This is a genomic window from Mycobacterium montefiorense (assembly GCF_003112775.1).
Taxonomy (GTDB): Bacteria; Actinomycetota; Actinomycetes; order Mycobacteriales; family Mycobacteriaceae; genus Mycobacterium; species Mycobacterium montefiorense.
This window is the reverse complement of record NZ_BFCH01000017.1, coordinates 126,863-146,557: the sequence shown is the minus strand read 5'-3', so window position 1 is coordinate 146,557 and position 19,695 is coordinate 126,863. Positions and strand designations below refer to the sequence as shown.

At 65.7% G+C, this 19,695-nt stretch carries 18 protein-coding genes and 1 pseudogene; 13 read left to right on the top strand and 6 right to left on the bottom strand.

Annotated elements, in window-relative coordinates; all coding sequences use genetic code 11:
• Positions 1 to 32: 32 nt before the first annotated feature.
• Both DB708_RS10645 and DB708_RS10640 read right to left on the bottom strand, forming a co-directional pair.
• A complete protein-coding gene (locus tag DB708_RS10645; RefSeq protein WP_108921906.1) occupies positions 33 to 1,832 on the bottom strand; it encodes a flavin-containing monooxygenase in 1,800 nt (599 codons plus the stop codon).
• A gap of 52 nt (positions 1,833 to 1,884) precedes the next feature.
• Positions 1,885 to 2,532 carry a TetR/AcrR family transcriptional regulator gene (locus DB708_RS10640; RefSeq protein WP_108921905.1) on the bottom strand — a complete coding sequence of 216 codons (648 nt, stop codon included), beginning with the start codon at positions 2,530 to 2,532 and terminating at the stop codon, positions 1,885 to 1,887.
• Between the two features lie 80 nt (positions 2,533 to 2,612).
• Here DB708_RS10640 and DB708_RS10635 point away from each other — a divergent pair, with 80 nt between their 5' ends.
• Both DB708_RS10635 and DB708_RS10630 read left to right on the top strand, forming a co-directional pair.
• Positions 2,613 to 3,311 carry a trimeric intracellular cation channel family protein gene (locus DB708_RS10635; RefSeq protein ID WP_108921904.1) on the top strand — a complete coding sequence of 233 codons (699 nt, stop codon included), beginning with the start codon at positions 2,613 to 2,615 and terminating at the stop codon, positions 3,309 to 3,311.
• Positions 3,308 to 3,916, top strand: coding sequence for a TetR/AcrR family transcriptional regulator (locus tag DB708_RS10630; RefSeq protein ID WP_108921903.1), 609 nt, complete (start codon positions 3,308 to 3,310; stop codon positions 3,914 to 3,916). Before DB708_RS10635 ends, DB708_RS10630 begins: the two co-directional genes overlap by 4 nt.
• Here the strand turns inward: DB708_RS10630 and DB708_RS10625 are convergent.
• The 3 genes from DB708_RS10625 to DB708_RS10615 form a co-directional block, all read right to left on the bottom strand.
• Complete coding sequence (locus DB708_RS10625) at positions 3,857 to 4,354, bottom strand: YkgB family protein (protein WP_108921902.1); 498 nt, start codon at positions 4,352 to 4,354, stop codon at positions 3,857 to 3,859. The genes DB708_RS10630 and DB708_RS10625 overlap by 60 nt on opposite strands.
• Positions 4,355 to 4,423: 69 nt before the next feature.
• Positions 4,424 to 4,897: an SRPBCC family protein gene (locus DB708_RS10620; protein ID WP_165839796.1), complete on the bottom strand. Its 474-nt coding sequence runs from the start codon at positions 4,895 to 4,897 to the stop codon at positions 4,424 to 4,426.
• Between the two features lie 38 nt (positions 4,898 to 4,935).
• Positions 4,936 to 5,901, bottom strand: coding sequence for a LysR family transcriptional regulator (locus tag DB708_RS10615; RefSeq protein ID WP_108921900.1), 966 nt, complete (start codon positions 5,899 to 5,901; stop codon positions 4,936 to 4,938).
• A gap of 170 nt (positions 5,902 to 6,071) precedes the next feature.
• Between DB708_RS10615 and DB708_RS10610 the strand changes: the two genes are divergently transcribed.
• The 10 genes from DB708_RS10610 to DB708_RS10565 all read left to right on the top strand — a co-directional run bounded on the left by DB708_RS10610 (position 6,072) and on the right by DB708_RS10565 (position 17,547).
• Complete coding sequence (locus DB708_RS10610; RefSeq protein WP_108921899.1) at positions 6,072 to 6,947, top strand: SDR family NAD(P)-dependent oxidoreductase; 876 nt, start codon at positions 6,072 to 6,074, stop codon at positions 6,945 to 6,947.
• 1 nt (position 6,948) lies between these two features.
• The gene (locus DB708_RS10605; RefSeq protein ID WP_108921898.1) at positions 6,949 to 8,076 is read left to right on the top strand and encodes a sulfotransferase family protein; all 1,128 of its coding nucleotides are present in this window, start codon (positions 6,949 to 6,951) and stop codon (positions 8,074 to 8,076) included.
• 25 nt (positions 8,077 to 8,101) lie between these two features.
• Complete coding sequence (locus tag DB708_RS10600) at positions 8,102 to 9,178, top strand: hypothetical protein (protein WP_108922241.1); 1,077 nt, start codon at positions 8,102 to 8,104, stop codon at positions 9,176 to 9,178.
• A gap of 10 nt (positions 9,179 to 9,188) precedes the next feature.
• A complete protein-coding gene (locus DB708_RS10595; protein WP_108921897.1) occupies positions 9,189 to 10,010 on the top strand; it encodes a mycofactocin-coupled SDR family oxidoreductase in 822 nt (273 codons plus the stop codon).
• A complete protein-coding gene (locus tag DB708_RS10590; protein ID WP_108921896.1) occupies positions 10,010 to 10,780 on the top strand; it encodes an SDR family NAD(P)-dependent oxidoreductase in 771 nt (256 codons plus the stop codon). The genes DB708_RS10595 and DB708_RS10590 overlap by 1 nt, the downstream gene beginning before the upstream one ends.
• Positions 10,781 to 10,828: 48 nt before the next feature.
• Complete coding sequence (locus DB708_RS10585; RefSeq protein ID WP_108921895.1) at positions 10,829 to 11,905, top strand: hypothetical protein; 1,077 nt, start codon at positions 10,829 to 10,831, stop codon at positions 11,903 to 11,905.
• 151 nt (positions 11,906 to 12,056) lie between these two features.
• On the top strand, positions 12,057 to 14,303 hold the full coding sequence (locus DB708_RS10580) for a heavy metal translocating P-type ATPase (protein WP_108921894.1): 2,247 nt from the start codon (positions 12,057 to 12,059) through the stop codon (positions 14,301 to 14,303).
• 44 nt (positions 14,304 to 14,347) lie between these two features.
• Positions 14,348 to 15,730 (top strand): alpha/beta hydrolase, encoded by a 1,383-nt coding sequence (locus tag DB708_RS10575; protein WP_108921893.1) that lies wholly within the window; start codon positions 14,348 to 14,350, stop codon positions 15,728 to 15,730.
• 216 nt (positions 15,731 to 15,946) lie between these two features.
• On the top strand, positions 15,947 to 16,762 hold the full coding sequence (locus DB708_RS10570; RefSeq protein WP_108922240.1) for a polysaccharide deacetylase family protein: 816 nt from the start codon (positions 15,947 to 15,949) through the stop codon (positions 16,760 to 16,762).
• Between the two features lie 143 nt (positions 16,763 to 16,905).
• On the top strand, positions 16,906 to 17,547 hold the full coding sequence (locus DB708_RS10565) for an HD domain-containing protein (RefSeq protein ID WP_108921892.1): 642 nt from the start codon (positions 16,906 to 16,908) through the stop codon (positions 17,545 to 17,547).
• Positions 17,548 to 17,605: 58 nt separating this feature from the next.
• On the opposite strand, the pseudogene DB708_RS27945 reads toward DB708_RS10565, so the two are convergent.
• Positions 17,606 to 18,618, bottom strand: a pseudogene (locus DB708_RS27945) (aromatic ring-hydroxylating oxygenase subunit alpha).
• A gap of 228 nt (positions 18,619 to 18,846) precedes the next feature.
• Here DB708_RS27945 and DB708_RS10555 point away from each other — a divergent pair.
• Positions 18,847 to 19,659, top strand: a complete 813-nt coding sequence (locus DB708_RS10555) for a PaaX family transcriptional regulator C-terminal domain-containing protein (protein ID WP_108921891.1) — start codon at positions 18,847 to 18,849, stop codon at positions 19,657 to 19,659.
• The last annotated feature ends 36 nt before the right edge of the window (positions 19,660 to 19,695 follow it).

Below are 19,695 nucleotides of genomic sequence, written 5' to 3'. Positions count from 1 at the left end.
GGCGGCCGCCCGGACCCGGCCCAGCGGATACTTCACGGCCCGGCCTCGGTGCCGCGAATGTCGAGGCCAGCCATATCTCCTTGCGCGCGCCAGGCCGCCAAAATGTCGGCGTATTCGGTGGGCGCACCGAAGAAGAAACTGCCCTGTCGCGTCTTGGCGTCCGCCTTGCCCTCGCGGTTGTAGTAACCGGGCGTGCAGGTCTTGGCGCGGTCGGCGGTCGCGACCGACCGGGCGACCACCGTGTCGACCCAGGCGGCTTCGGCGGCCGGCGACGCCTCAACCTCGCTGACACCGTGCTCGAGAGCCCAGGCGATGATCCAGGCGGCATGGCTGGCTTGCACGTCAAGCAGGTAGGGGAAGTTCACCGTCAATCCGGCTTGAGAGATGCTTTCGATGAAGCAGTTAGGGAAACCGTTGGCGCACAAGCCCTGGAAGGTGCGGACACCGTCGTTCCAGCGCTCGGTCAGGGTCACGCCGTCGCGGCCGATCAACTCGAATCCGGTGCGACGGCTGTAGTCGGTGCCCACCTCGAAGCCTGTCGCGAAGATCAGGCAGTCGAGCTCATAGGTCACTGAGTCGACGACGACGCCGGACTCGACGATGCGCTCCACGCCGCGACCGCGAGTGTCGACCAGGGTCACGTTGTCGCGGTTGAAGGTTTGCAGATAATCGTCGTGAAAGCAGGGACGTTTGCAGAAGTAGCCGTACCAGGGTTTGAGCGCCTCGGCCGTGTCGGGGTTGGCCACGATCTCGTCAACGCGGGCGCGGATCTCCTCCATTTTGGCGAAGTCTGCGAGCTCGATGTCGCGGCCGCGCTGCTCGGGGTCCACCGACTCGTCGCTGTCATGACGCATCACCGGCAACTTGCGGGTGATGCTCGTCCAGGCATCGGCGACGAGATCCTCGGGTGCCTGCCCGCCGGCGGTCAGGATCTGAAAGTTCTGGATGCGCTGGCGTTGCCAGCCTGGCTGTAATGTGTTGGCCCACTGGGGATCCGTGTCCGCATTGGCGCGCACGTCGACTGACGAGGGCGTGCGCTGGAAGACGTAAAGCTGCCGGGCGGCAGCGCCAAGGTGCGGCACACACTGGACCGCGGTCGCGCCGGTGCCGATGATCCCGACACGCAGACCGGACAGGTTCTCCAGGTGCTCCCCGGTGTAGCCGTAATCCCAGCGGCTGGTGTGGAACGTGTGACCGCGAAACGACCCGAGCCCGCCAATGCCGGGCAGTTTGGGTTTGGCCTGATATCCGTTGGCCATCGAGACGAACTTGGCCCGCATCACGTCGCCCCGATTGGTGCGGATGATCCAGCGGGATTCCGCTGCATCCCAACGGATTTCCTCTACATCAGTGCCCAGACACGCATCGCGATACAGATCGTACTGGTGCGCGATGCGCTGGCAGTGCGCAAAGATCTCCGCGCCCTTGGCGTATTTCTCCGCCGGGATGTAGCCGAGTTCTTCCAGCAGCGGGATGTACACATAGGATTCGACGTCGCACGCGATCCCTGGATACCGGTTCCAGTACCAGGTACCGCCCACGTCCGCGGCGCGGTCGATCAACCGCACACTCTTCACTCCGAGCTCGTGCAGCCGAGCCCCTGTCAATAGCCCGCCGAAGCCGGCACCCACGATCGCCACCTCGACCTCGTCGGTGCGGGGCTCGCGGGCTGGTTCCTCGTCGACCCAGGGATCTTCGGCGAAGTGGGCGAAGTCCCCGGCGATTTCCACATACTGGTCGATCGCGTCAGGGCGCAACCGCCGCGCGCGCTCCTCGGCATACTTGCGCCGCAGCGCATCGACATCGAACGCGCACCCAACAGTCTCGGTCAAGTCCCGACTCCGCTCTTCGTGAGCCGACTCTATAATTAATCGCTTGATCGTATCAAGGAATTGCTCCCTGCTGATCGAATATGGCCCCTCTGACCAGCACCTTCGCTGAACCCAGTGCGGCGTGGTAGTCCTCCGGCGGCAGCGTAGCTGCCACCTCGGTCAGTCCGTAGACGAGCGCGTAGATCGCCGCGACGACGGCCCCCGAATCGGGGTGGTCACCCAGCTCGCCACGCTGGCGGGCGTCCTCGACGACACCCTCGATGATTTCGCGGAAGGCCTCGAACCCGGGATTCATCGGTTTACCGCGGGCTTTTCGCCGGCCTGGGACCGCCATGGTTTCCGCCCGGATCGCAAACTCGAAGGCGGCCAGGTCCGGGTACTCATGCATCAATTGCCCGGATTCGTCGAGCACCGCTTCAATTCGGTCCACGATGTTGCCGGGGCGTTGGGCCGCCTGTCGCAGGCGTGGCATGGCCGTGTCGGTCCTGGCCGCGATGGCTGCCGTGATCAGCTCGGATTTGTTCGGAAAGTAGTTGTACAGGCTGGCGCTGGTCATGTCGGCCATGCGCGCGATCTCACGGATCGTCGCCTTTGCATAGCCGACCTCCGCCACACATTTCATCGTCGCGACGATGATGCGGCGGCGGGTCTCTTCACCGCTGGCGCCGACGGGGCGGCCCAGCTGTGTCCTCGCGCGCATAGTTGCCCACCCTTCGACCGCGGGCGCAGTACATCTTCGAATATATTTGACCAACCATGTAATCCCGGAGGTGTGCGGCCGTGAACCTCGAGTTGGGGGAATTCTCGCGCGCAATCGACTTGGCCGGCGTATTCGTCAATGCCGTGCTAGGTGGCGTCGTTGCCCGCGAATTCCGTATGGACCCTGTGGGATTCGTTGCGCTGGCAATCCTGTCGGGACTCGGCGGCGGCCTGATCCGCGACACACTGCTGCAGCACGGGCCGCCGGTGGCGTTGACTGACTCGCTCTACGTGGTGGTCGCCGTGGCCGCAGCGGCGGTCGCGTTCTTGATACCGCTACGCGCCCGGCTCTGGACCCTGACCTACCCGATCGTCGATGCGCTGGCATTGGGCACCTGGGCGGTGGTCGGCGCGGAGAAGACCTTGGCATCCGGATTGTCTTGGCTCCCGGCGATTTTGCTCGGCACGATCAGCGCCGTTGGCGGCGGAGCGCTGCGTGACCTGGCGGTGAACCGCACCCCGGCGATCTTCGGCGGCAATACTCTTTACGCGACACCCGCGGTCGCGGCCAGCGGCACCGTGGTGCTGCTCTCCCGCTATGACTTGGCCCCGCAGGGCGAACTGGCTGGAATTGCCGCCGGCGCATGTCTGTGCCTGCTGGCCAGATGGCGCGGCTGGCGGCTTGGCGAGAGCCTGACCGCGGACTACTACCTGGTGCGGCGAAAGCGGGCGTGGCGCATCCGGATCGGCACGCGAGTACGCCGCCGCGAGGAACCATGACGCAATTGGGCCGCCCGGTGGGAGCGGACAGCGAGGAGACTCGCCGAAGGATCATCACCGCCGCGATGCGCTGCGTGGCCGAAGTCGGCTACTCGCAGGCCACCATCCGGCAGATCGCTCGGGCCGCCGACATGACCAGTGGCAGCCTGTACCACTACTTTCCGAACAAATCCGAACTGCTCAATGCGACCGGCGAGGAGATCGAGGAGATCGTGGCGCCACGACTGCGCGCGGCCGCGGCCCAACACGACGATGTCAACGACCGGGTCGACGCGGTGCTTGATGAGTCGACCCGACTAATCCGCGACCATCCGTATCTGACCGGCTTCTTGCGGGCGCTGCGCGCGGCCAGCACGGCGAAATCCCCCGGATCCAAGGCGTTGCACGACGTCGTCTTTGAGATCGTCGAGGATGCCCGGCAACGCGGGACGCTGTCCGCCGAAACCGACAGCCGGTCGACGGTCGAAGCGATCTGCGCGCTGACCCGGGGGCTGTCCGAGCAGGCGGACAGCTTGGCACCGGCGACCTACCAAGCTGCGCTGAGTTCAGCCAAAAGCCTCATCCGCGGAACGCTGTTCACGCAGCGCGTCGCCGAGGGTCCATAACGCCACCCCGATCAACACCAGGTCCTTGAGCAGGAACTGGCCCGGCATCCCCGACAGCACGGGCAGTCCGGCGGCGTGGGTCGAGACCACGCCGGGCGTGGTGAACAAAAAGCTCAACGTCCCCAAAAACAGCACGACCGCTAACGCACTTCCGATCGCCGACACGCGGGGCCAGACCGGGTACAACGCAATGAGAAGTGCCGCAACGATTTCCATCGTCCCTAGTCCGCGGGCAACGGTCGTGACGCTGAATACGTCGTAGACCCAGCTCATCAGCGGGTTGTGCTCGATCAGCACCCGGGATTCCATTTTGACGTACTTGCCGAACCCGATCCAAGCCAAGACGACGACCAGACCGTAACGACTGATCAACTGTCCCGATCGGATCAGTGATCCCGACAGGGAATGTGTTGGCGTGGTGTTGCCGCTAGCGGTCATCGACGAAGTCCTTCGGTGGGCGGGGCCGTTACTCCGAAGGAACCACGATTCAGGTCGCGATCGCGTTCACTAAGTCGCGGCGTAGCGATCGCGGAGTCTGGCCAGCGTCGCCTCAATGCCCTTTGCATTGGCTTTCGCGAAACCCATCCGCTCGTAGTACTTCAGTTTCTTCTTCAACGCGCCCGCGTCGCGGTAGTCGAAAGTCTCGGTGACCCTAGTCAAGTCGGGCGAGAGCGACTCGAACTTCCAGCGCCAGCGGTGGCCCAGCGGATGGCGCCATTCGATCAATTCGTGCGGCTTCAACTCAGTCACCGTGCTGGTGAGGCGGTACGGCAGGCCCAGCATTTTCATGCTCGTCGAAAACTTCGAACCCACAACCAATGCCTCGGGACATTTAATGTTGCCCTGGACGGTGCCCGATCCATCCAGTTCATGGTGGCGCCGGGGATCGGCGGCCAGCTCGTAGAGCTCCGCGGCCGGTGCGGCCACGTCAACCGACCGGCTCACCTGATGTGGCCCCGCTTCGACAACGACGACGGTCATGATGTCTCCTTTCGGCCTTGCCGGAAGCGTAGACCCGCCTACTCCTGCGGCTCCGGGATATTCGGATCCCACACGGGTGAGGGCACGAAGCGTGCGGGCCAAAAACCGGATTTGGTCAGCCGCGCGACCTCTTCACGCAGCACGATCCCGATTTTCGTCGCGAACTCGCGCGGCAGTTCCAGGGCCGCGGTCGCACCCACCCCGAGCTGATGGTTGATCTCGGGTTCACAGATGGACGTGTAGCGCAACCGCCCGGCCTCGACGTCGGCGCCACATGCCGCCAGTGGCAGCACCGCGTATCCAAGTCCCGCGGTGACCAGATGCTTGCAGACCTCTAGCGAATCCGTCGAAAAGCGGGCCGTAATAGCGACTTTCAGGCGCAGCGCGGTGTTCTGCAGAGTATTACGAATCCCGGTCTGCGCGCTGGGCATGACAAGCGGCAAGGCGGCCAAGTCGGTGAAGCGAATGGGGCTCGCGGGAGCGAGATCCGATGCGGGCCCGCCGACCAGAACAAGGTCCTCGACGACCAGGTGGCGGTAGAAGAGCCGGTCGTCGGAGACCGGGTTGATCACCGCGAGGTCGATCGCACCCTTGAGCATGCGCTGCACCAGATCGTCGGTTTCGGCGACGGCGAGGTGAAAGTGCACGTTGGGGAATGCCGCGCCGAGGCTGGCCAACAGCGGCGTAGCCAGCACATCGGCGGCGGTGGGCACCATGCCGAACAGCAGTCCGCGCTCGATGCGCGCCAGCGGCGATCCCGCGTACCGGACCGCGAGCTCCAGCTGGCGCAGCGGCGCGGCCGTCGACGAGCGCAGCCGTTCGCCCTCTTCGGTGAGATGCACGCCGCGGTGGGTCCGCTGAAACAGCGTGATGCCCAAGTCTTCCTCGAGCAGCCGGATCTGACGGCTCAGCGCGGGCTGGGCGATGCCCAGCACGGTGGCCGCCCGCGAGATCGAGCCTTCCTCGGCGATCTGCAGGAAGTACTTGAGCCGGTGGGTATCCATCGCTTCCAGATCTACCAGCCATACAAAACCGGCATGACTGGTTTCCCGAATTGGTATTACCTGACCGCCCCGATCCGGCCATATGGTCGGCGATGTGGGCATGGTGCCCCCGGTGCGATGCCGTGTGGGTCTGGCTGGCGAATCGAGGCGAGCGGCGGAAAGGAACGGCGATGACGGTGCGCGAGGATCAGGACTGGGTGCAATTGCTGGGATTGGACCGGCTGCCCGAGCACATTATCGGCAAGCGGGTGACCGAGCTGATGGACCTGTCCGGCAAGAAGGCATTCGTGACCGGCGGCGGCGGCGACGGTCTGGGCCAAGCGATCGCGAACCGGCTGGCCGGTTGCGGCGCCGACGTGGCGCTGATCGGCCGGACCTTCGAGAAGGTGGAGCGCCGCGCCCAAGAAGTCGAGCACCGCTGGGGTGTGCGGGCGATCCCCGTCAGAGCCGACATGTCCGATTGGGACGAGGTGCACGGCGCGGTAACCCAGGCTCGCGACGAACTCGGCGGCCTCGACATCATGGTGAACAATCCCGTGATGGTTGCCGCCGGTCCCTTTGAGACCCAGACCAAAGAGGAAATCGACTACACCGTCCTAGGCAGCCTCACGATGATGATGTACGGCGCGCACGCCGCGCTGCAGTACCTGCTGCCCCAGGGCTCGGGAAAGATCATCAACATCGGATCGGTCGGCGGCCGCATTCAACAACGCGGCCTGGTCGTCTACAACTCGTGTAAGGCCGGTGTCATCGGGTTCACCCGCAACCTCGCCCACGAGGTCGCACTGCGCGGCGTCAATGTCTTGGGTGTGGCCCCGGGCATCATGATCAAACCCGAGATGCGCCAATACTTGCTCGACCCGCAGGATGACAAACAACGCGCCGGGCGCGGCGCCATCCACGAGGCGATCACCAACCAGGTCCAGCTGGGGCGGGCCTCGCTGCCCGAGGAGGCCGCCAACATGGTCGCGTTCCTGGCCTCGGAGGCCGCCGACTACCTGTGCGGCCAGACGATCGATGTTGCCGGTGGCCAGTGGATGGGCTGAGATGCTAACTAGCCCTGCGGTTTTGGATCAGGCGATTGCGCAGACCGGGCTGGCCGACTTCGGCGAGGACTCCTACGCGGAAGGCCTCGACATCCTGCTCGCCGCGCTGCGCGACGAGGCACGGCTGAACGAGCGCGGTGCGGCGTTCCTGCATCAGCGCATCGTGGGCTACCTGTCGCAGCGCCTGCAGGTCGAGGATTGGTATCGCCGGCATCCGGAGATCGACGACGTGCCGATCACCGCGCCGCTGATCGGCTTGGGCTTACCGCGAACGGGGTCCACCGCGCTGTCGATGCTGCTGGCGCAGGATCCCGACGTGCGCTATCTGCGGCGATGGGAATCGTCGCAGCCATGTCCGCCGCCGTCCACGGTGCAGGGTGCGGATCCCCGGGTCCCGTCCGATCACGGTGAAATGGTCGGCACCCGCCGCCACGTCCCCGGCGACACGCATGGGCCGATGGAATGCCATGAACTGATGGCATTGGATTTCAAGTCGCACATCTTCCAGTCCTTCGCCGAAATACCTTCGTATTCAGCGTGGTTGGTCCAGCACGCCGACCTCACTCGCACTTTGCGGTATCAGCGCAGAGTGATGAAGCTGCTGGCGTGGGGTGAGCCGCACCGTCCGTGGCGGCTGAAATGCCCGTCACACGTGTTGTGGCTCGACGCCCTGGATGCGGCGTTCCCGGACGCGCGGTTCGTGATGACGCATCGTGATCCGACCGATGTCATCTTGTCCGTCGCCGATCTGTATGCGGACATCATCGGGACATTCAGCTCCGAGATCGACCGCCGGTACATCGGGAGTCTCAATGTCGAGCATTGGTCGCTGGGCATGCAGCGGGCGCTGCAGTTCCGCGCCGGCGGGGCCGAGGATCGGTTCTACGACATCGACTTTCGCGCGATGCAGGACGATCCGATCGGCGAGGTCACCGGCCTGTACGCGTGGCTGGGCGCCCCGGTGGGCACGCAGTTCGAAGCGCAGATGCGGAGCTGGTGGGAGCACGCCGCGGCCGAGCGTGAGGCGAGCTCGCATGCCGATCCGGTGGAGTTCGGCATCGACTTCGACGAGGTGCGTCCCCGGTTCGCCCGCTACGTGGACAGCGCGCGCCGCTGGACCGCGCACTGAAATGCCCACGAGCAAAGGAAATTCGATGGCTGTTGATCTGACCGGGGGTATCGATCCGGCGCGCGAGTACATGCTGGCGCAACGACCACAGGACCCCGAGATGCGCGACTCGGTGAGCTTCTGGGTTGTGGACGACCGCGGCGAGATCGGCCTGCCACGCATCGGAATCGAAGCGGTCGGCGCGAATTGGGATTCGCACGATATTCAGGTCAACGTCGCGTTCCCAGACGGCCGGGTCTACCGGCGGCGCAGCAACGGGCCATCGCTGCCGGCCGCGGGTCCCGACGGGCTGGCCAGCGTGCTGGGCGCCGGCGGCCTGGTGTTCCGCTGCATCGAGCCCTTCCACACCTGGACGATGTCGTACGACGGACCGGCGGTGCAGACGTCTTCGTCCGACTTGGTCGGCGGCAAGAAGGGCGGCCGTTCGGTCGACATCAGCTTCCACGTCGAAGCGAAGATGGCCGCGCCTCCCTGGGTACAAGGAGCGCTAAAGGCCGACGCCGACACTCAGCTGCGCACCTCCAATGTCGGTGACATGATGGGCGGCCCGCGCTACGAGCAATTGTTCACCGCCACAGCCGAATTTCACGTCACCGGCGAGAAGCAGCAAACGTTCACCGGCAGCGGGCTGCGTATCCGTCGCACCGGGGTGCGCAAGCTGGCCGGATTCTGGGGCCACTGCTGGCAGTCGGCGGTGTTCGGCAGTGGGCGGGCGTTCGGCTATATCGCCTACCCGCCCCGGCCCGACGGCCAACCGACTTTCAACGAGGGGTTCGTGTTCACCGGCGACGGCGCACTGATCGCGGCGCGGGTGGTGCAGGCCCCGTGGCTGACCCGGCTGCAACCGCAGGGCGAGGATGTCTCGCTGGTTCTTGAGACCAGGGACAGCCGGGTCGGCATCGTCGAGATCGCCGGGCAGACGGTGTTTTCCACGCACGACATCCATCACGACGACGACATGTACTCCATGCGCGCGATGAAGCAGGAGATGCCGAGCTTCCCGGCACTGCAGCAGGCCGGCGTGCGCTACAGGTGGGACGGCGAACAGACCTACGGCATGCTCGAACGCTCCAACCCGCTCGACAAGCTCGCCCGTGACTAGGAAGGACGAAGTGGATCAACCACTTTCGGGACGGGCGGCGCTGATCACCGGTGCCGCACGCGGCCAGGGCCGAGCCCACGCGGTGCGGCTTGCCGCCGAGGGCGCCGACATCGTCGCGGTGGATATCGCCGGCCCGTTGCCGTCCAGCGTTCCCTACGATTCGCCGACACCCGACGACCTGGCGGAGACGGCGCGGCTGGTCAGCGCCAGCGGGCGAAAGGTCGTCGCCGCGGCGGTCGACATCCGCGACATCGACGCACTCAAAGGGGCGGTCGACACCGCGGTCGGCGAGCTGGGCCGCCTGGACATCATCGTCGCCAATGCCGGAATCTGCTGCCCCGCCCCCTGGGATCAGATCACCCCGCAGGCATTCCGAGACACCATCGACACCAACGTGATCGGCACCTGGAACACCGTGATGGCCGGCGCACATCACATCGTCAACGGCGGCCGCGGCGGCTCGATCATCCTGGTCGGATCCGCGGCCGGCATCAAGATGCAGTCGTTCATGATCCATTACACGGCCAGCAAGCACGCCATCGTCGGCATGGCCCGCGCCTTCGCCGCCGAACTCGGCCGCTACAACGTCCGGGTCAACAGCCTCAACCCCGGGGCGGTGGCCACCCCGATGGGCACCGGCCGGATGCGGGAAGCGTTAGAAGCGGCCGCCGACGACTACCCCCACCTGCGCGGCATGCATAAACCCCTGCTACCCGAGGGGATCGCGCAGCCCGAAGACATCTCCGACGCCGTCGCGTGGCTGGCCTCCGATCAATCCAAATTCGTTACTGCAACCCAGGTTTCGGTCGACCTCGGCGTTGGATACATCTGATGCGCGGGCTGAAAGACAAGACGTTCCTGGTGGCCGGCGGCGCCACCGGGATCGGCGCGGCCACCGCCAAACGCCTGGCCGCCGAAGGCGCCCGGGTGGCGATCGGCGACATCAACATCGACGGCGCGACCGCAACCGCCGAGCAAATCACCGATTCCGGCGGCAGCGCCATCGCGATCGAATTCGACCTTGCCGATGCAAAGTCCGTGCAGCATCTCGTTGATCGGACCATCGGCGAGTTTGGTGGCATTCACGGCCTGCACAACGTCGGTGCCGATCTCTCGGAGGACAACCTCGGCCGCGACACCACGATCCTGGATACCGGAATGGACGTCTGGCAGCGCACCCTCGACGTCAACCTGTTGGGCTACGTCCGAACGATCCAAGCGGTGCTCCCCGGCTTGCTGGAGGGTGGCGGCGGCAGCATCGTGAACACCTCCTCGGGTGCCGCGCTGGGCAGCGACCCGCAACACGTCGCCTACGGCGCCTCCAAAGCCGCCGTCAACCACCTCACCCGTCATGTCGCGGTCAACTGGGGCAAGCACAACATCAGGAGCAACGGCGTCATGCCCGGTCTGGTGATGGGTGAGACCCAGGAACGGCAGAACGACCAGCAGTTGCAGCAGGCCTTCCTGATGTTCGGCAAGACCAGCCGGCTGGGCAAACCCGACGACCTCGCCGCGATCACCACGTTCCTGCTCTCCGAGGAGGCCGAGTGGATCACCGGCCAGGTGTGGTACATCGGCGGCGGTTCGCATCTCCGGCAATGATGTGCAACTAGGCGTGGGCTGCATATTTCCCAGGTAAAGTCACCTGCCATGGGCGTCCTGGCGTTCGTCTGGCAACGCGTGTTGGCGTTCGACCGGATCGGATCGCGCATCCCCCAGCTCATCCAGATATGGCTGACCGAGTTTTTCTTCGTGATGCCGTTGACGTTCTTCATCGGCAAAGTCATCGATATTCGTGGGGCGTTCGGTGTGCCCGGCACCGGCGAACGGCTCGACGGGGTGTTCTGGGGAGCGCTGGTCGTCTCGTTGGTCTTCGGCTTCTTCTTCGTGCGCTCTCTGGTCAGGCCCCGGGTGGTGCAGGGTTCGTGGACTCCGGTGGTGCACGCCGACATTGGGCCGGTGACCGTCTACGGCGGCAACCGTGCGTGGAGCGTGACGTACCCGTATCTGACCAGCCATCCCTCGTACGCGCTGCTGCTGCTGATCACTGCGCCGATCCCGGCGGTGATGTTTGCCGCGACCACCAATCAGGGCGACAGCACCTTCTACTGGCGAGTATCGGGCATCGTCGGCCTGATCATCCTGGCCTGCATGGCGCTGGCCCGCGTCTTGGCTTGGTATGTCTTTCGCCTCGGGCGCCGGCAGCTGGATGCGCGACTGGAGGGATTGCCGATCTCGCAGCGACGGCTGGGCTGGGAGATCGCGTGGAAACCGGTGCTCGTCCTGCTGGTGCTGATGTACGCGATCGTCTGCATCCCATTGGGCGCAATGTGGTTTAAGGAACAACGCACGATCGCCGCGCTGCCCGTCGTCACCGTCGCCGACACCGACCACCCGGGCCACTACCGGCGGGTGATAGGCACCGTCGCATCCGAGGCCGTCTACTGGGCGCCGCGTGGCACCGGCCGCGGCGGCAACAACTACGCGGGAGCCGGGGTGCTGGTCCTGCTGCCCTCCGGTGGCGACGCGTTGCTACTCGCCGAATCGCTGTCGGTGCCCGATTTCAAGGGCATGATGGCCCGCGTCCACGACAGCCGGCTCACGGCCACCGGCAAAGTGATCGACGCCATCACCGCCGACCAGCGCAAGTACTACGGCCTCGATCCGAGCGCCTTTCCCGAGGCGCCGTCGCAGGGCCGGGTGATGCTGTTGTTGTCGCAGCCGTGACGATCGGGTGCCCGGCCACGGCATCACGCAGCCGACCAGGCAGAATCCGAGCGATACCCGGCGATGACACGGCCTTGACGGCAATACCCCCTAGGGGTGTATAAGTGAATCAGGGCTTGCGTACCCCTGGGGGGTATCGGGAAGGAGCGTCATGACCACGAGTGCGGTCAACAACCTGGAGCTGGACATCACCGGGATGACGTGTGCCTCCTGTGCGGCCCGGCTGGAAAAGGCGCTGAACAAACTCGACGGTGTGACGGCGACCGTGAATTACGCCTTGGAGCGAGCTTCGGTCACCGTCCCGCCGGGATTCGACCCGCAGGCGCTGGTCGCCGAGGTCGAAAAGGCCGGCTATACCGCTGTGCTGCCGCAACCTGCGCAGGGACCCGCCGCGGCGGACGACGTCGAACTCGCCTCGCTGCGCAGTCGCCTGATTACCGCGATCGTGCTCGCCAGTCCGGTAATCGCGATGGCGATGATCCCCGCCCTGCAGTTCCGCAACTGGCAGTGGGCGTCACTGGCCCTGGCCGCACCGGTGGTCGTGTGGGCGGGCCAGCCGTTCCATGCCGCCGCATGGGCCAACCTCAAGCACGGCGCCGCGACGATGGACACGCTCGTGTCGATCGGGACCCTGTCGGCATTCCTGTGGTCGCTGTACGCCCTGTTCTTCGGGACGGCCGGCCACCCACACCTGCACCACGGCTTCACGCTGACCGTCGCGCCCAGCGACGGCGCCGGCAACATCTACCTCGAAGTGGCCGCCGGCGTGACCCTGTTCGTTTTGGCCGGCCGCTACTTCGAGACGCGCGCCAAGCGACGTGCCGGCGCCGCGCTGCGCGCCCTGCTGGAGCTGGGCGCCAAAGACGTCGCGGTGCTGCGCGAAGGCACCGAGACCCGCATCCCGATCGAGCGGCTCAGAGTCGGCGACGAGTTCGTCGTACGCCCCGGCGAGAAGATCGCGGCCGACGGGATCGTCATCTCTGGCTCGTCGGCCGTGGACGCCTCGATGCTGACCGGCGAGTCCGTCCCGATCGAGGTCGGCGAGGGCGAGAACGTCACCGGTGCCACGGTCAACGCCGGCGGTCGTCTCGTGGTGCGTGCCACCCGGGTCGGCGGCGACACTGCGCTGGCGCAGATGGCCAAGCTGGTGGAGGCGGCCCAATCGGGCAAGGCAAACGTGCAGCGACTCGCGGACCGCGTCTCCGGAGTCTTCGTTCCAATCGTGATCGTCATCGCCGTAGCCACTCTGGTGGCATGGCTGGCCGCCGGCTTCCCGGTCGCTGCGGCGTTCACGGCCGCGGTCGCGGTGCTGATCATCGCCTGCCCGTGCGCACTCGGGCTGGCCACTCCGACCGCATTGTTGGTCGGCACGGGCCGGGCGGCCCAGCTCGGTGTGCTGATCAAGGGGCCCGAGGTGCTGGAGTCCACCCGCAAGGTCGACACGATCGTGCTCGACAAGACCGGCACCGTAACCACCGGCAAGATGGCACTCGTCGACGTCATCACTTCGCCCGATGCGGACCGCGCAACGCTGCTGCGCTACGCCGGGGCGCTGGAGGGCGCCTCCGAACACCCCGTCGCCCAGGCGATCGCCAAGGCCGCCAGCACGGAACTCGGCGCCTTGCCCGCGCCCGAGGACTTCAGGGGAGTGGAAGGCAAAGGCGTGCAGGGCGTTGTCGACGGCCATGCCGTTGTCGTCGGCCGCGAGAGCCTGCTGGCCGATTGGTCCCAGTACCTGGACCCCGCGCTTTCTGCGGCCAAACTCCGCGCCGAAAGCGAAGGCAAAACGGCCGTCGCCGTGGGCTGGGACGGCAGCGCCCGCGGCATCCTGGTGGTCGCCGACACCGTGAAGCCCACCAGCGCCGAGGCCATCCGGCAGCTCAAGCGGCTTGGGCTGACACCGGTCCTGCTGACGGGCGATAACGAGACCGTGGCGGACCGCATCGCCGGCGAGCTGAGAATCGCGCACGTCATCGCCGAGGTCATGCCCGCCGACAAGGTCGCGGTCGTGCAGCGCCTGCAGTCCGACGGCAAGGTCGTCGCGATGGTCGGCGACGGGGTTAACGATGCCGCCGCTCTGGCCACCGCCGATCTGGGCCTCGCGATGGGCACCGGCACGGACGTGGCGATCGAAGCCGCCGACCTGACGCTGGTCCGCGGCGACCTGCGCGCCGCCGTCGACGCGATCCGGCTCTCCCGCGCAACGCTGGCCACGATCAAGATGAACCTTTTCTGGGCCTCCGGCTACAACGTGGCCGCAATCCCGCTCGCCGCGCTGGGCCTGCTCAACCCGATGCTCGCGGGCGCCGCAATGGCCTTTTCCAGCGTCTTTGTCGTAGGCAACAGCCTGCGACTGCGCTCCTTCACGAGCACGACCGGTTCGGGCGGTATGGGATAGTTGGTCTGGCCCACCGGGTTCCATAGCGCTTAAGGTCTGCACGTTTGCCCCAATTCCTCGGACAACTGTCCCTGCTGCATGGCTGGTTGCCACTCGCGACGCAGGCACTAGCACTGCTCGTCGCGCTGATCGTGATCGACTGGCGCAGGCCGAGCTGGTTCAAGCGCGCGCTGCCGGTGGCGCTGGTCGCCGCGGCCGCACTGACGGCGCTGGCGTATTGGTACATTGCCTCGCTCGGAGTTGCCGGGGACCCGGCGCCGACGTCGTTGTGGCTGTGGATCGCGATGAGCGGATTGACCGCCGCGGTGCTGGTGCTGGGTTGGAGAGGCGCCCGCTGGTGGCGTCGCGTGCTGGCGTTTGTTTCGGTCCCGCTGTGTGCGCTGTGCGCGAGCATGTCGCTGAACCTTTGGGTCGGCTATTTCCCCACCGTGCTCGCCGCATGGAATCAGCTGACCTCCGCGCCGCTGCCCGATCAGATCGACCGCCTGCAGGTCACCGCAATGCAGATCGCCGGGACCAAGCCGGACAAAGGTGTCGTCGTGCCGGTGAACATCGACTCCGGCGCATCCCACTTTCCGCACCGCCAGGAACTCGTCTACCTGCCCCCCGCGTGGTTCAATACCAACCCGCCGCCCCGGCTGCCGACGGTCATGATGATCGGCTCGGCGTTCAACCTCCCTTCGGATTGGCTAGGACCCGGCGGCGCCTTCACCGCCATCGACGGCTTCGCCGCCCGCCATCACGGTTTCGCCCCGGTTTTCGTGTTCGTGGATCCGACCGGCGCGTTCGACAACGACACGGAGTGCGTCAACGGCAGCCGCGGCAACGCCGCCGATCACCTGACCAAAGACGTGGTGCCGTTCATGGTCTCGAACTTCGGGGTCAGCGCCGACCGCGTGAATTGGGGCGTCGCCGGGTGGTCGATGGGCGGCACCTGCGCCGTCACCCTGAGCGTCATGCATCCGGAGCTGTTCAGTGCGTTCGTGGACATCGCCGGCGATTTCCGGCCCAACATCGGAAGCAAGGACCAGACGATCGCCCAGTTGTTCGGCGGCAATACCGCCGCGTGGGCGGAGTTCGACCCGCTCACCGTGATAACTCGGCACGGCCGCTACACCGGCTTGTCGGGATGGTTCGACGTCCCCGGGCCGCCCGGTGCACACAACGTCGCGCAAGCGGCCAATCCCACCCTCGGCAGCACCACCGCGGCCAACCCGGAGGGACAGGACGCCGCCGCCAACGCCCTGTGTGCCATCGCCGGCGCGAACGGGATCGGCTGCACGGTGGTGACCCAGCCTGGCAAACACGACTGGCCGTTCGGCGCCCAGGCGTTCGACGCTGCATTGCCGTGGCTCGCTTCGACGCTGGGCACCCCAGAAGTCGAGCGGGTGCAGTTACCGAAGCGGGACAGCGGGGAACCGCACTGATCCGATAGCGCGTCGTGACCGCGTCGTGACCTGCGCAGCTCCAAGCCCGTTTTCGTCGAGAATTCACAGCTGACCCTCCTGTAACGAAACCGACATATTGGGGTTGGCAGTGGTACGGTTCGCTGCTGTGGATGCGAAGTTTGGCGTGGTAGGCAACCCGTACGCGGGCCCGCCTGCCGGCCACCACACCGCAAACGAGGCCGTGCCGTGGAGGAGATGAAGCGCCGGCGATTCCTCGGCTCGCTTGCCGCGGCCACTGTTGCCGCCGTGGGCGTAGCACGGCTGATCGTCGACCCGCAACCGCGAACATTTGCCCAGGCGCCCCTGGATTCGCCCGCGACGCCGGGCCCGGCCGCGCCTTCGCCGGCCGATTTGTTGCCGCCCCCACCGCTAAGCGCTCGCATCCCGCTACCGGGTGGTGGGGCACTGATGAAGATCCCCGGCGATGGTGACCTGCTCGCATTAACCCTCGACGACGGGGTCAACAGCGACGTGGTGCGCGCCTACACACAGCTCGCCAAGGACACCGGCGCGCGGATGACATTCTTCGTCAACGGCATCTACAACTCGTGGACCGAGAATCTGGACCTGCTGCGGCCGCTGGTGGAGTCCGGGCAGATCCAGCTTGGCAACCACACCTGGTCGCACCCGGATTTGACGTCGGTGCCGCAGGGCAAGGTCGAAGAAGAGCTCAAGCGCAACGACGACTTCCTGAAGAAGACCTACGGCGTCGGCGCGAAGCCCTACTACCGCCCGCCCTATGGCAAGCACAACGGCGCCGTCGACGCAGTGGCCGACGAGCTCGGCTACACCGTCCCGACCCTGTGGTCGGGTTCGTTGTCGGACTCGACGCTGATCACCGAGGAATACATCCTCAAGATGATCGACGAGTACTTCACGCCACAAAACATCGTGATCGGGCACCTCAATCACCTGCCCGTCACGCACGTCTATCCGCAACTCATCGACACTATCCGCGAGCGCAATCTTCGTACCGTCACGCTCAACGATGTGTTCCTGAGAACGCCTTAGCGACAACCCCATTGGCCGCGACCACACCGGACCCGCAGCGGCTTGGCGGCCTCGGTTGGGCACGTCACACCGGTGGCCGGCTCTCGCGCGCACAGCGGCGCCGTCTCGTACTCGCGACAGCGGTCGGGCAATGGACGAACGCCGTGGGACGGATCAAGCTCGCACCGGGCCGGATTCCGGCCGACGCCGCAAAGGTGGATCTGAGCACCCTGCGGGTACCTGATTCGAAGTTCGCGCGGGAGGCCGAAGAGGCGTGCGCGGAATTGCCGCCGACCCTGCTGGGCCACTCCTACCGCACCTGGCTGTTCGGACATGCGCTCGCGGCGGTCGACGGGTGCGAGCTGGACGGCGAGCTGTTCTATTGTGGGGCGCTGCTGCACGACTACGGCATCATCAAGCCCACGGCCAATCGGGATTTCACGCTTGGCAGTGCCGAGCGGGTGTTCGCCTGCGCGCAGGCCGCGGCTGCCGATGACCAACGTGCGAATCTGCTCGCAGACGGCATCTGTGTGCACACGACACCCGGGATCACCGTCGAGTCCGACGGCGCGATGGGCTGCTATTTACAGTGGGGCGCAATGGTCGACGCTGCCGGACTACGCATCTGGGACGTCGCTCGCGGAAACGTCGCCGAGGCCGTGCGCCGTTACCCGCGAGGCGATTTCAAACGCGAACTGGTCAGCATGACTCGCGCGGAGGCGGCAGCGGTACCGGGGGGACGCATGAGCCTGCTCGTGCGCTGCGGAATGCCGTTGGCCGTGCGGTTGGGCCCATTCGACTCCTGACGCCAACGCTGCTTGTCCACATCTATTGAACGCCAACGTGATTACTCAAGCCTGTCCGCTAGGTGGCTAATCGAGCCAGGCGGTCGTCGAGGGTTGCGTGGAAATGTCCGATCGCGCTCTCATGGCGCCCGAACTCCACGAATTCGTTTGCGCCGGAATTCAGCCCGCGTTGCACACCCATCGACATCTCGTTGTCTTCCACCAGACCCCGTTCGATGAAGCTACCCACACCTACCAGCTTGTCCTGCGGGCGCAGCGAGGCACGCGCGGCGATGTCGGGCCGGGCCATCGAATAGGTGGTGACTGTGCTGTGGCCGACGTCCACCGGGTCGATCACGACCACGGCTATCACGTCCGGAAAGGTAGCCAGCATGACATTGGGGAACAGCTGGTACAGATAGGTGACCCGGGCATCTGTCGTCCAGGTGCTCTCCGCGCGGCCGCGAAGCCGCTCGATGTTTTGGTATGGAAACGTGATTCGGCTGTTCGGCCCGAACTTCTCAACCACATTGAGATCGTCGTACTGCACCGGGAAAAAGTGTCCTTGTGCGTCGAACGGATGTGATAGCCCTCCAGGAACTGCTCTGCCAGCACCTTCCAGTTCATCGCCCGCAGTGTCGATTCCACCAGCAGGAGTTGCTCGGCTGGCACCAGTTTGTCCCGCCACGGACTCCCCTCGGTCAGCCACGCCATCGCCTCGTCAGCGCACTCTTGCCGCTGCGCATCTCCGGAGTCGAGCGGACCGATGACGATGAGGCCGTCGGACTCATGGCTGGCGACCTCGACCAATCCGCGGTTGGACATGTCCAGATCAGTGAACGCGTTGGCGTGCGGCACGTGCGACAGCGAGCCATCCAGTCGATACGTCCAGCCGTGATAGCGACACACCAGCGCGCGGGTGCAGCCGGCCCCTTCGACAAGGGCAAACCCGCGATGCCGGCATGCATTGCGGAACACCCGGGCGCGTTGATCGCGCCCCCGGACCGCGAATAAGGGCACCCCGAAGACCGTTCGTTCGACGTAGTCGCCCGGGTGCGGGATCGTCACGGAGGGCACCAACACACTCGGCATCGCGCGCAGCATCCGGAGTTCGGCCGTGAATCTGCTTGGACTCAGGTAGTTTTCGACGGGCTCACGCCAACTCGCGCCCTCGTCGGTGGTGCCGGCATCGATATGTGCCAGGATGCGGCGGGCGATTTCCACATCATCTGCGACCAGCAACTTGGTGGCGGAGCTCATGCGTGTCAGTATCACACTCTGCATGTCACGCGTCAATGAATTGGTGATAGCGTTGCCCGCGTGCCCGCCGCGTTCCAGTCCCGCATCAGCGATCTGCTCGACAACCGGCCGCTCAGCGCGCGCTCAGTGCTCGCGTCGGCGCTATTGGGGTCCACCCATGCTCGTCTCACGGTCGCGGAGTTGGTTGCCATGGCTGCCCTGTTTGGCATCAGCGCCGGGGCGGCCCGCACCTGCCTGTGGCGGATGGTGTCCAACGGCGAACTTACCGGGGATGACGGCAGTTACGCGCTGGCCGGGCACCTGCTCGAGCGGCGCCAGCGCGTAGACGAAGCGTCCCGCAGCGATGACGCAGCCGCTCCTGGCTGGGACGGCACCTGGGAATTGGCGATCGTCTCGCTGGATCGCCGGTCGGCGGCCGACCGGCTTGAGCTGCGTAAGGCAGCGATAGCACTGCACCTTGCCGAGCTCCGGGACGGCGTTTGGATCCGCCCGGACAACCTTGACCCGCAACGGCTTCCGCCATCGCGTGAGGTGCTCGATCAGCAATGCACCCACTTTCATGGCGCCGCCACAGACATAACCCCGGACAGGCTTCGGCCGCTGTTTTCTCTTGACGAGTGGACAGACGATGCAAGGGTGCTCATCGAAGCGATGGATGTCGCGCTCAAGACGAGCCAGCGCGATGACTCGACCGAAGGCTTCACCCATGACTTCGCCTTGTCGATCGCCGTTGTCCGACACCTCCAGCTCGACCCGCAACTCCCGGTAGAGCTCACTCCCAAAGGCTGGCCGGGCCGCACACTGCGCAGCACCTACCGCCGTTTCGACGATGTATTCAAACGACGAATGAATATCGCCTTCAGCGGCTCGTGACCGGCAACTCGCGCAGCGCGTCAACGCATAATCTCT